Source organism: Enterobacter sp. A8 (assembly GCF_004296595.1).
Taxonomy (GTDB): Bacteria; Pseudomonadota; Gammaproteobacteria; order Enterobacterales; family Enterobacteriaceae; genus Enterobacter; species Enterobacter cloacae.
The window spans coordinates 572,967-586,086 of sequence record NZ_SCMF01000003.1 but is presented as its reverse complement, the minus strand read 5'-3'; the positions used below and the strand labels follow the sequence as shown (position 1 = coordinate 586,086).

The 13,120-nt window shown below is 60.1% G+C and carries 15 protein-coding genes; 6 read left to right on the top strand and 9 right to left on the bottom strand.

Annotation, left to right across the window (positions count from 1 at the left end):
* Positions 1 to 14 precede the first annotated feature (14 nt).
* Positions 15 to 1,439 carry a 6-phospho-beta-glucosidase gene (locus EQV24_RS14775; RefSeq protein ID WP_130626728.1) on the top strand — a complete coding sequence of 475 codons (1,425 nt, stop codon included), beginning with the start codon at positions 15 to 17 and terminating at the stop codon, positions 1,437 to 1,439.
* 60 nt (positions 1,440 to 1,499) lie between these two features.
* On the opposite strand, the gene hycI is transcribed toward EQV24_RS14775, so the two are convergent.
* From hycI to hycA, 9 genes are all read right to left on the bottom strand, one after another.
* On the bottom strand, positions 1,500 to 1,961 hold the full coding sequence (hycI, locus tag EQV24_RS14770) for a hydrogenase maturation peptidase HycI (RefSeq protein ID WP_038420483.1): 462 nt from the start codon (positions 1,959 to 1,961) through the stop codon (positions 1,500 to 1,502).
* Complete coding sequence (locus EQV24_RS14765) at positions 1,954 to 2,364, bottom strand: formate hydrogenlyase maturation HycH family protein (RefSeq protein WP_014833049.1); 411 nt, start codon at positions 2,362 to 2,364, stop codon at positions 1,954 to 1,956. The genes hycI and EQV24_RS14765 overlap by 8 nt, the downstream gene beginning before the upstream one ends.
* Complete coding sequence (locus tag EQV24_RS14760) at positions 2,361 to 3,128, bottom strand: NADH-quinone oxidoreductase subunit B family protein (protein WP_130626727.1); 768 nt, start codon at positions 3,126 to 3,128, stop codon at positions 2,361 to 2,363. The genes EQV24_RS14765 and EQV24_RS14760 overlap by 4 nt, the downstream gene beginning before the upstream one ends.
* Positions 3,128 to 3,670, bottom strand: coding sequence for a formate hydrogenlyase complex iron-sulfur subunit (locus tag EQV24_RS14755; RefSeq protein ID WP_013098464.1), 543 nt, complete (start codon positions 3,668 to 3,670; stop codon positions 3,128 to 3,130). The genes EQV24_RS14760 and EQV24_RS14755 overlap by 1 nt, the downstream gene beginning before the upstream one ends.
* Before the next feature lie 9 nt (positions 3,671 to 3,679).
* Positions 3,680 to 5,389, bottom strand: a complete 1,710-nt coding sequence (hycE, locus tag EQV24_RS14750; RefSeq protein WP_095439838.1) for a formate hydrogenlyase subunit HycE — start codon at positions 5,387 to 5,389, stop codon at positions 3,680 to 3,682.
* Between the two features lie 15 nt (positions 5,390 to 5,404).
* Positions 5,405 to 6,328 carry a respiratory chain complex I subunit 1 family protein gene (locus EQV24_RS14745; protein ID WP_062730074.1) on the bottom strand — a complete coding sequence of 308 codons (924 nt, stop codon included), beginning with the start codon at positions 6,326 to 6,328 and terminating at the stop codon, positions 5,405 to 5,407.
* Between the two features lies 1 nt (position 6,329).
* Positions 6,330 to 8,144, bottom strand: coding sequence for a formate hydrogenlyase subunit 3 (gene hycC, locus EQV24_RS14740; RefSeq protein ID WP_130626726.1), 1,815 nt, complete (start codon positions 8,142 to 8,144; stop codon positions 6,330 to 6,332).
* Entirely contained in the window at positions 8,141 to 8,749 is a 609-nt protein-coding gene (locus tag EQV24_RS14735) for a 4Fe-4S dicluster domain-containing protein (RefSeq protein ID WP_013098468.1), read from the bottom strand. The genes hycC and EQV24_RS14735 overlap by 4 nt, the downstream gene beginning before the upstream one ends.
* Before the next feature lie 70 nt (positions 8,750 to 8,819).
* A complete protein-coding gene (gene hycA, locus EQV24_RS14730; protein WP_038420486.1) occupies positions 8,820 to 9,284 on the bottom strand; it encodes a formate hydrogenlyase regulator HycA in 465 nt (154 codons plus the stop codon).
* A gap of 210 nt (positions 9,285 to 9,494) precedes the next feature.
* Between hycA and hypA the strand changes: the two genes are divergently transcribed.
* The 5 genes from hypA to hypE are packed head-to-tail and all read left to right on the top strand — an operon-like array spanning position 9,495 to position 13,106.
* Positions 9,495 to 9,845: a hydrogenase maturation nickel metallochaperone HypA gene (gene hypA, locus EQV24_RS14720; protein ID WP_038420487.1), complete on the top strand. Its 351-nt coding sequence runs from the start codon at positions 9,495 to 9,497 to the stop codon at positions 9,843 to 9,845.
* A 3-nt stretch (positions 9,846 to 9,848) separates the two neighbouring features.
* Complete coding sequence (gene hypB / locus EQV24_RS14715; RefSeq protein ID WP_020689279.1) at positions 9,849 to 10,712, top strand: hydrogenase nickel incorporation protein HypB; 864 nt, start codon at positions 9,849 to 9,851, stop codon at positions 10,710 to 10,712.
* Positions 10,703 to 10,975 carry a HypC/HybG/HupF family hydrogenase formation chaperone gene (locus EQV24_RS14710; protein WP_020689280.1) on the top strand — a complete coding sequence of 91 codons (273 nt, stop codon included), beginning with the start codon at positions 10,703 to 10,705 and terminating at the stop codon, positions 10,973 to 10,975. Before hypB ends, EQV24_RS14710 begins: the two co-directional genes overlap by 10 nt.
* A 2-nt stretch (positions 10,976 to 10,977) precedes the next feature.
* On the top strand, positions 10,978 to 12,099 hold the full coding sequence (gene hypD / locus EQV24_RS14705) for a hydrogenase formation protein HypD (RefSeq protein WP_020689281.1): 1,122 nt from the start codon (positions 10,978 to 10,980) through the stop codon (positions 12,097 to 12,099).
* Complete coding sequence (gene hypE / locus EQV24_RS14700; RefSeq protein WP_038420488.1) at positions 12,096 to 13,106, top strand: hydrogenase expression/formation protein HypE; 1,011 nt, start codon at positions 12,096 to 12,098, stop codon at positions 13,104 to 13,106. The genes hypD and hypE overlap by 4 nt, the downstream gene beginning before the upstream one ends.
* The last annotated feature ends 14 nt before the right edge of the window (positions 13,107 to 13,120 follow it).

Genomic DNA, 13,120 nt, shown 5'->3' with positions numbered 1-13,120 from the left:
ATAACGAGGTAGAAATGTCTGTTTTTCCACAAGGATTTTTATGGGGCGGCGCGCTTGCCGCCAACCAGAGCGAAGGCGCTTACCGTGAAGGCGGCAAAGGGCTGACCACGGTCGACATGATCCCTCACGGCACAAACCGCCTGGCGGTGAAGCTTGGTAAGGAAAAGCGTTTTTCGCTGCGTGACGACGAGTTTTACCCAAGCCACGAGGCGATCGATTTTTACCATCGCTACAAAGAGGACATCGCCCTGATGGCGGAGATGGGCTTTACGGTGTTCCGCACCTCGATTGCCTGGAGCCGCCTCTATCCGAACGGCGACGAACCGCTGCCGAACAAAGAGGGCATTGCCTTTTATCGCGCGGTGTTTGAAGAGTGCAAAAAGTACAACATTGAGCCGCTGGTCACCCTGTGCCACTTCGACGTGCCGATGCATCTGGTGACGGAGTACGGCTCCTGGCGCAACCGCAAGATGGTGGATTTCTTCGCCCGCTACGCCCGCACCTGTTTCGAAGAATTTAACGGTCTGGTGAAATACTGGCTCACCTTCAACGAGATCAACATCATGCTGCACAGCCCGTTCTCCGGCGCGGGGCTGGTGTTCGAAGAAGGTGAAAACGAAGATCAGGTGAAATACCAGGCCGCGCACCACGAGCTGGTCGCAAGCGCGCTGGCGACCAAAATCGCCCACGAGGTAAACCCGGAAAACCAGGTCGGCTGCATGCTGGCGGGCGGGAATTTCTACCCTTACTCCTGCAAGCCGGAAGACGTATGGATGGCGCTGGAGAAGGACCGCGAGAACCTGTTCTTTATCGACGTGCAGGCGCGCGGCAGCTATCCGGCCTACTCCGCCCGCGTGTTCCGCGAAAAAGGGGTGGTGATTGTGAAAGATCCGGGCGACGACGAAATGCTGAAAAACACCGTCGATTTTGTATCGTTCAGCTATTACGCCTCGCGCTGCGCGTCGGCCAATATGAATGCGAATAATACCAATGCGGCGAACATCGTCAAATCCCTGCGCAACCCGCATATTCAGGTGAGCGAATGGGGCTGGGGCATCGATCCGCTCGGCCTGCGCATCACCATGAACATGATGTACGACCGTTATCAGAAACCGCTGTTCCTGGTGGAAAACGGCCTTGGCGCAAAAGATGTCATTGATGAAAACGGCGAAATTAACGATGACTACCGCATCAGCTATCTGCGCGAACATATCCGCGCGATGGGCGATGCCATTGAGGACGGTGTGCCGCTGATGGGCTATACCACCTGGGGCTGCATTGACCTGGTGGCGGCCTCAACGGGCGAAATGAGCAAGCGCTACGGGTTTGTCTACGTTGACCGCGACGATGCCGGAAACGGCACGCTGGAGCGCAAACGCAAGAAGTCGTTCTGGTGGTATAAGAAGGTGATTGCGAGTAACGGGGGGGATCTGGCGTAGCCTGTTGCCCTCACCCTAACCCTCTCCCACAGGGAGAGGGGACAAAAAACACCCTCTCCCCTATGAGGAGAGGGGTTCAAACCCACCCTTTCCAACCCACCCCGCAAGCCGTGAATAGACCACTTCCACCGCGGCTTTCACCGGGGGTGTCATCGGGTAATAAAATCCGACGATGTCCGGCTGAATGCCCAAAAACAGCACCTCGCCCACGTCCTCTTTGATCTGATCCACCAGATAGTTAAGCGGCATATTATGCGTGGTCATCATGAACATGTCGGCAATGTCGTCCGGGTCGATCAGGCGGATGTCCCCCGGGTTCAGCCCCATATCCGTAGCATCGACAATCAACAGCCGATCAGGGTGCAGCTCGCGGATGGCCACCACATCGTTTTCCGGCGCGCTGCCGCCGTCAATCACCACCCAGTTGCCCTGCGGATTCGCGGCACACATCTCTGCCAGCAGCGGGCCTGCGCCGTCGTCGCCCATCATGCTGTTGCCGACACACAGTAAAACGTCAGTCACGTAATCTCCTCACCATCAGGTAGATGGCACTTTCCTGATGAATATCATGCAGCATGCTGAGCAGCGTTTTGCTCCACGCCTGCTGTTCGGGGGTTTGCCGTTTCAGCGCCGCGTCAAACGCGTTCGCCAGCATCGCAATATGGTTGGCGTCGATAACGATCTCACCGTACTTCGGTACCCCTTCCATTTTGCGCCGCGCCGTACTGCCCTCTTCCAGCGTGGCGATCCACGCCAGATAGTCGGACCACGGGCAGCTCAGCGCCGCCTCCAGGCAGTCGATCACCCCGAGGTGATGCCCAATCGCCAGGCTGTAATAGACCACCTGCTGCGCCGCGTCCGGCGTGGCATCGTTCTCATCAATAAATTTACGGCTCAGCTGACTGAACACCACCGTCTCACTCATCGGATACGCGCCTCATCCACAATGCTGTTCAGGTTCGCCACAATCTCATTGAGACGCGGATCGTTTTCCGCCTCCAGCCAGCGCGCCACCTGGTGCTCGCCCTGGCTCAGCAGGCGCAGGTAATCGTCGGCAATCTGGCGGCCATAGCGATAGCCCGCCAGCCTGCGCGCCGTGCGGTCTACCTTCACCCGCAGCGGCTGCACCATGTCCGGGTGCAGGATCATCGCAGGCTGATTGTCGGGTTCACCCGGTTCACGGGCGTGGATTTTCTGCTCCAGCAGGCCGAGCGCCATGGCAAAGCCGTACAGCGTGGCGGCAGGCGTCGGCGGACAGCCCGGAATGTAGACGTCCACCGGCACGATTTTGTCGGTGCCGCCCCACACACAGTAGAGGTCATAGAAGATGCCGCCGCTGTTACCGCACGCCCCATAGGAGATACAGATTTTCGGATCGGGCGCAGACTGCCAGGCGCGCAGCGCGGGCGAGCGCATGGCGCGGGTGACGGCCCCGGTGAACAGCAGAATGTCGGCATGACGCGGAGACGGCACCACTTTGATGCCGAAGCGTTCGGCGTCAAACAGCGGTGACAGCGTGGCGAAGATCTCAATCTCGCAGCCGTTGCAGCCGCCGCAGTCCACGCGGTAAACGTAGGCCGAGCGTTTGATTTTTTTCAACAGCGACGCTTTCATGCTGGCGATGGACTCCTCCACCGTCATTGGCACCGGAATGCCCCGCTCGTCGCGCGGACCGAGTAAGTTTTCCATCAGCTGGCCTCTCTCATATGACGGGTGATATCGATGCGGTCGGACGGCAGCAGGCATTTCTGCCGTTTGCATTCCGGGCAGGTTTCAAAGCTTTCGCGATGATGCTCCGCGCGGGCGTCGCCGTTGTGCTTCAGCAGCGCGATGGCGTAGTCGATCTCTTTTTGTACGGCGAACGGACGTTTGCAGACGCGGCAGTTACACAGGGCAAAACGCGACTGCTGCAAAAAGTCTTCTTTCTTCCACACCGCCAGCTCGTACTCCTGAGACAGACGAATGGCGACCGTCGGGCAAACCTCTTCGCAGCGGCCGCAGAAGATGCAGCGTCCGAGGTTAAACTGCCAGGCCAGCTCGCCGGTTTTCAGATCCGTTTCCACCGTCAGGGCATTCGACGGACAGGCGTTGACGCAGGCCGCACAGCCGATGCACTGCTGCGGGTTGTGCTCCGGCTTGCCGCGAAAGTTTTTATCCACCGGCATCGGCTCCAGCGGGTAGCGGCTGGTGGGCGTGCCGGTTTTGATCACTTTTTTGATAAAGGTAAACATGACGAGTCCTTATTTCAGCGGCGAGTTCTTACGCTCGATGCTGTAGCGCTCAAGCTCTTTGTACGGCACCACCTGGCTTTTCTTCTTGCGCACGTCCACCACGGTCATGCGGTCGGTGCAGGAGTAGCACGGGTCGAGGCTGCCGATGATCAGCGGCGCGTCGGAGACCGTGTTGCCGCGCAGCATATAGCGCAGGGTTGGCCAGTTGGCGTAGGTGGCCGCACGGCAGCGCCAGCGGTAAAGCTTCTGGTTATCGCCGGTCATGCTCCAGTGGATGTCGTCCCCGCGCGGCGCTTCGGCAAAGCCGAGGGCAAAGCGGTTCGGGATGTAGGTGAAGCCCTCCACCATCAGCGGGCCGCCCGGCAGGTTATCGAGCCCAAAGTCGATCATATTCAGCGCGGTGAAGACCTCGTTGATACGCACCTTCAGGCGGGAGATGACGTCGCAGCCCTGTTCGCTGTGTACGGTCATTGGCAGCAGGCCGTAACCGACAAACGGGTGATCGGCGCGGGTGTCGCGGGCGTGGCCGCTGGCGCGCACCATCGGGCCAACGTTGCTGAAGTCGCGGGCGATCTCCGGATCAAGACGGCCGATCCCCACGGTACGCTGCTCGATGTTGGGCGTGCTGAGCAGCATATCCACCAGCTCCTGCACGTCGCGACGCATCTGCTGTGCCAGCTGTCGGGTCTGGATCATGTCGTTTTTAAGCAGGTCACGGCGGATCCCACCGATCAGGTTCAGACCGTAGGTTTTACGCGCCCCGGTGAGGATCTCCGCCATCTTCATCGACGCCTCGCGCACGCGGAAGAACTGCATAAACCCGGAGTCGAAACCGACAAAGTGACAGGCCAGACCGAGATTCAGCAGGTGCGAGTGCAGACGTTCCACTTCCAGCAAAATGGCGCGGATCATCTGCGCGCGCTCCGGCACCACGATCCCCATGCCGTTCTCCACCGAGGTGGTATAGGCGGTGCTGTGGGCGAAGCCGCAGATGCCGCACACGCGGTCCGAGAGGAATGTCACCTCGTTATAGCCCATCCGGGTTTCCGCCAGCTTTTCCATGCCGCGATGGACGTAGAACAGGCGGTAGTCGGCGTCAATGATGTTTTCGCCGTCAACAAACAGGCGGAAGTGGCCTGGTTCATCAGAGGTGACGTGCAGCGGGCCAATCGGCACCACGTTGTTCTTTTTGTTGCCGAGTTCGTTAATGAACTCGTAGGTTTCGCTGTCGGTGGTTGGGGCCGGACGCTGGCGGTAATCCATGCTGTCCTTGCGCAGCGGATACAGTTCGTCCGGCCAGTCGTCCGGCAGCACCAGGCGGCGTTCATCCGGCAGCCCCACCGGCACCAGGCCATACATGTCACGCACTTCGCGCTCGCCCCAGACGGCGGCAGGCACGCGCGGTGTGACGGACGGGTACTCCGGCTTGTTCGGGTCGACTTCCACGCGTACGGTAAGCCAGCACTTATCGCCCTTCTCCATCGACATCACGTAGTACACCGCGTAATTGCCGCACAGCTGACGCTCGTCATTGCCGAACAGCACCGACAGCCAACCGCCCTGCTGGTAGTAAAGAAACTCCACCACTTCCGGCAGATAGTTCACCTTAATGGTGACGGTTACCTGGTCTTTGGTCTGCCATCCTTCATCCAGCACAACACCCGGAAAAGCCTGATGCAACGCGGCGAGATACTGCTGACCTTTCTTTTCTTCAGACATAAATACTCTCTTTAATCACGCCACCAGCAAGGAGACGAACGCTAAAAATGCAAAACCAAAACCGGCCCAGGTGATGCGCGAGGTCGCGACAAAGCGCAGACGTGCCATGCTGTTTTCAAACAGGGCAATCACCAGCACGCCGACCAGCAATTTGAGCGCGGCAACCACCACGGCCAATACCAGCCCCCCAGCGGAGAAATGCGTCATCTGCCCCCACGGGAAAAAGACGCCGAGGAACATCTGCAATACCACCAGCTGCTTGAGGCTGATGCCCCACTTAAGCACCGCAAAGCCGTAGCCGCTGTATTCGGTGAGCGGTCCTTCCTGCAGCTCCTGCTCGGCTTCTGCGAGGTCAAACGGCAATTTGCCCATCTCAATAAAGGTGGCGAACGCGCAGGCGCAAAGGGCCAGCACTAGCGGGAGGGTACGTGACACCGGCCAGTGGTAAACGGTGTGGGTGATAAAGCTGATATGGGTGGAACCCGCGACCTGCGCGGCCACCCACAGCCCCAGCAGCAGGATCGGTTCGACCAGCACGCCCAGCATCGCCTCGCGGCTGGCGCCGATACCGGTAAACGGGCTGCCGGTATCCAGGCCCGCAATAGCAAAGAAGAAGCGGGCAATGGCGAAGAGGTAAATCAGCGTAATCAGATCCCCAAGTGCAGGCAGCGGCGAGCCCACCGTCACCACCGGCAGCGCGGTGGCGATGGTCAGCATCACGCCGACCATCACGAACGGCGTCAGGCGGAAGACCCAGCCTGCGGCATCCGGTGCCACGCTCTGGCGGGAGAGCAGCTTGAAGAGATCGCGGTACTCCTGGAGCACGCCAGGCCCGCGACGGTTGTGCATCCGGGCGCGCGCCACGCGCGTGATGCCCGACAGCAGTGGCGCAACGGCGAACAACACCAGCGCCTGAAGTATTGCCAGTAACAGACTCATGTCAGGCTCCTCGTGAAATCACAATGACCACCAGCACCGCCAGCTCGATCAGCGCCAGAAGGCGGAACAGCGCAGGTACAGCGGCGCTCTGCCAGCCCGGCATCCAGCCCACCGGGTTCAGCCAGTGGCGCAGCTTCAGCACGGCAGCGAAGTTCTCTTTCACCGGCATGGCAAAACCGTGGGCGGTGATGACCATCGATTGTTCGTGTTCGTAGCCACAGGCCCAGGCCGCCCCGCGCGAGCGGGAGGGGAGTCGGTCGCGCCTGAAGAACAGCATCAGCACAAACGGCAGCAGCGGTGCGGCAATCAGCAGCAGCGCCATCATCGGCTGGGAGACGGTGGTATGGGCGGTGGTCAGCGGCAGTGGAATGGCGTTACCCAGCAGCGGCAGCAGCCACGGCGCGGCAACCCCGCCCGCAATGCAGCACAGCGCCAGCGCGACCACGCTGGTGGCCATCAGTACCGGGGCGCAGCAGGCGTTTTCCGCTTCCCGCGTGCGCGGTGCGCCAAGGAAGGTGACGCCGTAGACTTTTACCATACACATCACCGCCAGCGCCCCGGTTATCGCCAGCCCAACCGCCAGCAGCGGGCCGAGCAGTCGGGCGATAAAGGCGTCGCTCTGACCGAGCGCGAAGAAGGACTGGTAGATCACCCACTCGCCCGCAAAGCCGTTCAGCGGCGGCAACGCGGCCATCGCCATCAGCCCGACCAGCATGGCGAGAGAAATCACCGGCATCTTTTTGCCGATGCCGCCGAGTTTTTCGATATCCCGATGACCGGTACGGAACCAGACGCTGCCCGCGCCCAGGAACAGGGTGCTTTTAAACAGGCTGTGGTTAACGAGGTGATACAGCCCCCCGATAAACCCGGCGGCAATCAGCGCCGGTTGATTAAGTGCCAGGCCGGTCACGCCTGCGCCGATGCCGAGCAGGATAATGCCGATATTTTCCAGGGTGTGGTACGCCAGCAGACGCTGAATGTTGTGCTCCATCAGCGCATACAGCCCGCCGACAAAGGCGGTAACCATACCTGCGATAAGCAACGCGACACCCCACCACAGCGGCGGCTGGCCGCCGGTCAGGGTGATCGTCAGAACGCCGAACAGACCGACTTTCATCACCACGGTGGAAAACAGCGCGGCAGCGGGTGCAGAGGCATTCGCGTGCGCCTGCGGCACCCAGCCGTGCAGAGGGATGATCCCGGCCAGCAGGCCAAAGCCCACCACGCCCAGCAGCCAGACGTCATTTCCCAGCGGCTGACCGTTAAGCGCTGCGAAGTCGAGCGTGCCGAAACGTTGCCACACCAGCCAGCAGACCAGCGCCAGCAGCAACGTGCCGAGGCGACCGAGCGCAAACCACAGCTTGCCGGAGGCGCTACATCCCGTCAGGAACACGCCGCAGAGCGCCATGATCTCCGCCATCACCACCAGCGCGCCGAGGTTGCTGGCAATGACGGTGCAGACCGCCGACGCCATCAGCAGGTTAACCAGCAGACCATTCGCGCGGGTGTGCTGATGGCGGTGCCAGTCAATATTGAACAGGCTGATAAACACCCCGCACAGACCAAAAGTCACCAGCCAGATGGCGTTCAGCGGCGTGAGCTGAACGGTATGACGGACGATCGGAATCATTGCTTCGGCGGTCTGACCGCTGAGTAACACTGCCGTACCTGCTGCCAGCGTCATCAGGCTGCCCACCGCCCCGCCGATACCGGCGATCCAGCCGCTCAGGGTTTTATGGAATGACAGGAGCCACGCCAGCACAGCAGCGGCGGCAAAGTACGCCACGGCGCTGTTAATCATGAATATCGCGTTCATTTCGCCCCCTCGTTAAGCGCCTGAAGCAGAGAAAGATCGCCGACGTCGGTATTAATGGTCAGCTCGCGCTTGCGTTTGCTGGTGCGGGCAATATCGCGAATGTTGACCAGAATCAGCGCTTTGGTCGGGCAGGTGCGCACGCAGGCCGGGCCCTGCTCATCGAAGCTGCACAGGTCGCACTTCACCGCCACCGCACGCACGCCGGGCACCCAGTCAAGCAGCGTACTGACACGTGCCGGAGCCGGGGGAGCAGGTGGCGCTTTTGGGGTGTTGGCATTCGCCGGAATATGCAGCGGACGGCTGCCGGAAAATTCAATCGCACCGAACGGGCAGGCTATGCCGCACAGCTTGCAGCTCACGCACAGGCTTTCGTTCAGCTGTACCGCGCCGTCAACGCGGGTGATGGCATTCACCGGACAGACGCCCGCGCACGGCGCATCTTCACAGTGGTGGCAGAGCTGCGGGGCAGACTCTTTTTCATTACGCATGACGCGCAGGCGCGGCATGGACTGGAGCCCGTGCAGGCGGTGCGTTTCCGAACAGGCCGCCTCACAGGTTCGACAGCCAATACAGACCGTCGAGTCAGCAATTACAAAACGGTTCACCGGGTCATCCTCTGGTGATAGTCATTTTTGACGAAAAACTGTCATGTCGACACTTCTCGACACGTGATGATCAGGCCACGTTCGCTGAGGCGTGTTCATCCATCAGCTGCTTCAGGTTGACCGGGAGATCGTGTTCAACGGCGGTGTACAGACCGTTATAAACCGGCGCGATTTTTTCCAGATAGTGCTCCAGCACCTGCTGGCGATCGCGGTTGCTGACGTGACCGTCAACCATGCCGTCGGCCATCAGTTGCGCCTTCGCAATACACTGTTTTTCACCCTCTTTTGTCTCGACGTAGTACTCAATGGTGTGGCTGTTGAAGGTGTCGGCCAGGGTGACGTAAATCGTGAAATGGCCGAACAAAACAAAGCGCATATCCCCCTGCGCCGCACAGCTCATGGCGTGGTGAAGACGGGCTTTGGAAAGGGTGATCCCCTGGACCAGTGAGTTGCAGTAAAGGTGCCACTGGTCCTGTAACTGCTGGTGACGCTGCGCGATGTAATCCGCTTTTTCGCTAATTTCCCAAATAGTCATAGAAGGTATCCGGTTAATGGAGATAGCGGCTGTTAAGCAGATTCCATGCCATTTTTTAATGCATTGATATTTAATGGGTTTAATTCAAAACAGGCTGTCAACAAGAGGGTGTCGACGTGTCATTTCGACAGCGTTGACATCGTCACCCCCTAACCAAAACCAGGCTGGCATTGTTATTGCATTAACGGGGCAATTCATTAAGGAGGCGTCATGCACGAAATCACCCTCTGCCAGCGGGCACTGGAACTCATCGAACAGCAGGCAGCGCAAAACCACGCGACGCGCGTGACCGGCGTCTGGCTGAAGGTCGGGGCCTTTTCCTGCGTCGAAACCAGCGCCCTCACCTTCTGTTTTGAGCTGGTGTGCCGCGGCACGCTGGCGGAAGGCTGCGCACTTCATATTGAAGAGCAACAGGCGGAGTGCTGGTGCGAGCAGTGTCAGCAGTACGTCACCCTGCTGTCGTCGAAGGTCCAGCGCTGCCCACAGTGTCAGCACACCGGCCTTCGCATCGTGGCGGATGACGGGATGCAGATCCAACGCCTTGAAATCGAGAAGGAGTAAAGTATGTGTAGTACCTGCGGTTGCGCCGAAGGCAACCTGTATATCGAAGGGGATGAACACCGTCCTCACTCCGCGTTTCGCTCCGCCCCTTTTACCCCCGCACCGCGTCCGGCAGCGGCACTCACCGGCATTCGCTTTGCGCCTCAACGCTCCGATATGGGCGATCTTCATTACGGCCACGGCGAGGCGGGTACCCATGCGCCGGGCATGAGCCAGCGCCAGATGCTGAACGTGGAAATCAACGTACTCGATAAAAACAACCAGATCGCCGCCCGCAACCGCGCCCGGTTTGCCGCACGTCAACAGCTGGTGCTCAACCTCGTCTCCAGCCCCGGCTCCGGCAAAACCACGCTGCTGACGGAAACGCTCAAACGCCTGAACGAACGCGTCTCCTGCGCGGTGATCGAAGGCGATCAGCAAACGGTCAACGATGCCGCCCGTATTCGTGAAACCGGCACCCCGGCGATTCAGGTCAATACCGGTAAAGGCTGCCATCTGGATGCGCAGATGATTGCCGATGCCGCGCCGCGTCTGCCACTGGCGGATAACGGCATTCTGTTTATCGAAAACGTCGGCAATCTGGTCTGCCCGGCCAGCTTCGATCTCGGGGAGCGGCATAAAGTGGCGGTCCTCTCGGTGACCGAAGGAGAAGACAAGCCGCTCAAATATCCGCATATGTTTGCCGCCGCGTCGCTGATGCTGCTGAACAAAGTGGACCTGCTGCCGTACCTGAATTTCGACGTGGATAAATGTCTGGCTTATGCCCGTGAAGTGAACCCGGACATTGCGATCCTGCTAGTCTCCGCCACACGCGGCGACGGCATGGCGCACTGGCTAAACTGGCTGGAGAGTGAACGATGTGCATAGGCGTCCCTGGACAAATCCATTCCATTGACGGAAACCAGGCCAAAGTGGAGGTCTGCGGCATATTGCGTGACGTCGATTTAACGCTGGTGGGCAGCACCGATGAGACGGGCGTCTCGCGCCTTGGTCAGTGGGTGCTGGTACACGTGGGGTTTGCCATGAGCGTGATTAATGAAGCGGAAGCGCGCGACACGCTGGATGCCCTGCAGAATATGTTCGATGTGGAGCCGGACGTCGGCGCGCTGCTGTACGGCGAGGAACGGTAATTATGCGTTACGTTGATGAATACCGCGCACCTGAGCAGGTAATGCAGCTTATCGGTCATCTGAAAACGCGGGCCGCCCTGCTGAAACACACGGCGGAAAAGCCGCTGCGGATCATGGAAGTCTGCGGCGGGCACACCCATGCCATTTTCAAATTTGGCCTCGATCAGCTGCTGCCGGACAACATAGAGTTTATCCATGGCCCGGGCTGCCCGGTTTGCGTGCTGCCCATGGGGCGCATCGACAGCTGTATCGAGATCGCCAGCCAGCCTGACGTCATTTTCTGTACCTTTGGCGACGCGATGCGCGTGCCGGGGAAAAAGGGCTCGCTGCTGCAGGCCAAAGCGCGCGGCGCGGATGTGCGCATCGTGTACTCGCCGATGGATGCCCTGAAGCTTGCAACCGATAACCCTGGCCGAAAGGTGGTATTTTTCGGGCTGGGTTTTGAGACCACCATGCCCGCTACGGCGATCACGCTGCAGCAGGCAAAACGCAGCAACGTCACCAATTTTTTCTTTTTTTGTCAGCACATTACGCTTATCCCGACGCTGCGCAGCCTGCTGGACGCCCCGGACAACGGCATTGACGCGTTCCTGGCACCGGGCCATGTCAGCATGGTGATCGGTACCGGGGCCTACGGCTTTATCGCTGACGATTACCATCGCCCGTTAGTCGTCGCTGGTTTCGAACCTCTTGATCTACTGCAAGGCGTCACCATGCTGGTTGAGCAGAAAATAGCAGCCCTGAGCGCGGTGGAAAATCAGTACCGCCGCGTGGTGCCGGATGCCGGAAATGAACGGGCGCAGCAGGCGATAGCTGACGTATTTAGCGTTGAGGGCGACAGCGAGTGGCGCGGGCTGGGGTTGATTGCTGAATCCGGCGTGCGCCTGACCCCAGCCTACCGGTCGTTTGATGCAGAAACGCATTTCCGCCCACAGCCACAACAGGTTTGCGACGATCCCCAGGCCCGCTGTGGCGAGGTCCTTACCGGAAGATGTAAACCCCACCACTGCCCGTTATTTGGCAACACCTGTAACCCGCAAACGGCATTTGGCGCACTGATGGTCTCTTCCGAAGGGGCATGTGCCGCGTGGTATCAGTACCGCAACCAGGAGAGTGAAGCATGAACACGGTTGAAATGGCGCACGGCAGCGGCGGCCTGGCGATGCAGCAGCTGATAAACCGGCTGTTTATGGAGGCCTTTGATAACCCCTGGCTCGCCGAGCAGGAAGACCAGGCCCGCATTGACCTCGCTTCCCTCACCGCCCAGGGCGACAGGCTGGCCTTCTCCACCGACAGCTATGTGATTGACCCGCTATTCTTCCCCGGCGGCGATATCGGCAAGCTGGCCGTCTGCGGTACCGCGAACGATGTCGCCGTCAGCGGTGCCATTCCGCGCTACCTCTCCTGCGGATTTATCCTTGAAGAAGGTTTGCCGATGGAGACGCTCGCGGCGGTGGTCAGCAGCATGGCGCACACCGCGCGCGAGGCAGGGATTGCTATCGTCACCGGCGATACCAAGGTGGTGCAGCGCGGCGCGGCGGATAAGCTCTTTATCAACACCGCCGGGATGGGGGCGATCCCCGCCGATATTCACTGGGGCGCGCAGCAACTGGCCGTGGGCGACGTGCTGCTGGTCAGCGGCACGCTGGGCTGTCACGGGGCGACCATCCTTAACCTGCGCGAAGGCCTGGGGCTGGACGGGGAACTGCGCAGCGACTGCGCGGTGCTCACCCCGCTTATCCAGACGCTGCGGGCGATCCCCGGCGTGAAAGCCCTGCGGGATGCCACCCGTGGCGGCGTCAATGCCGTGGTGCATGAGTTCGCGGCCTGCTGCGGCTGCGGTATTGAACTTACTGAGCGCAGCCTGCCCGTGAAGCCTGCGGTTCGCGGACTGTGCGAGCTGCTGGGTCTGGATCCGCTCAATTTTGCTAACGAAGGCAAGCTGGTGATAGGCGTTGAGCGCACCGCGGCCGAAGCCGTACTTGAACAGTTGCGGGCGCATCCGTCAGGAAAAGAGGCCGCGATAATTGGTGAGGTGGTTGAGCGCAAAGGGGTGCGCCTGGCCGGACTGTATGGCGTGAAGCGCACGCTGGATCTGCCGCACGCGGAACCGTTACCCCGCATTTGCTAGAACCGCGCGAAAAG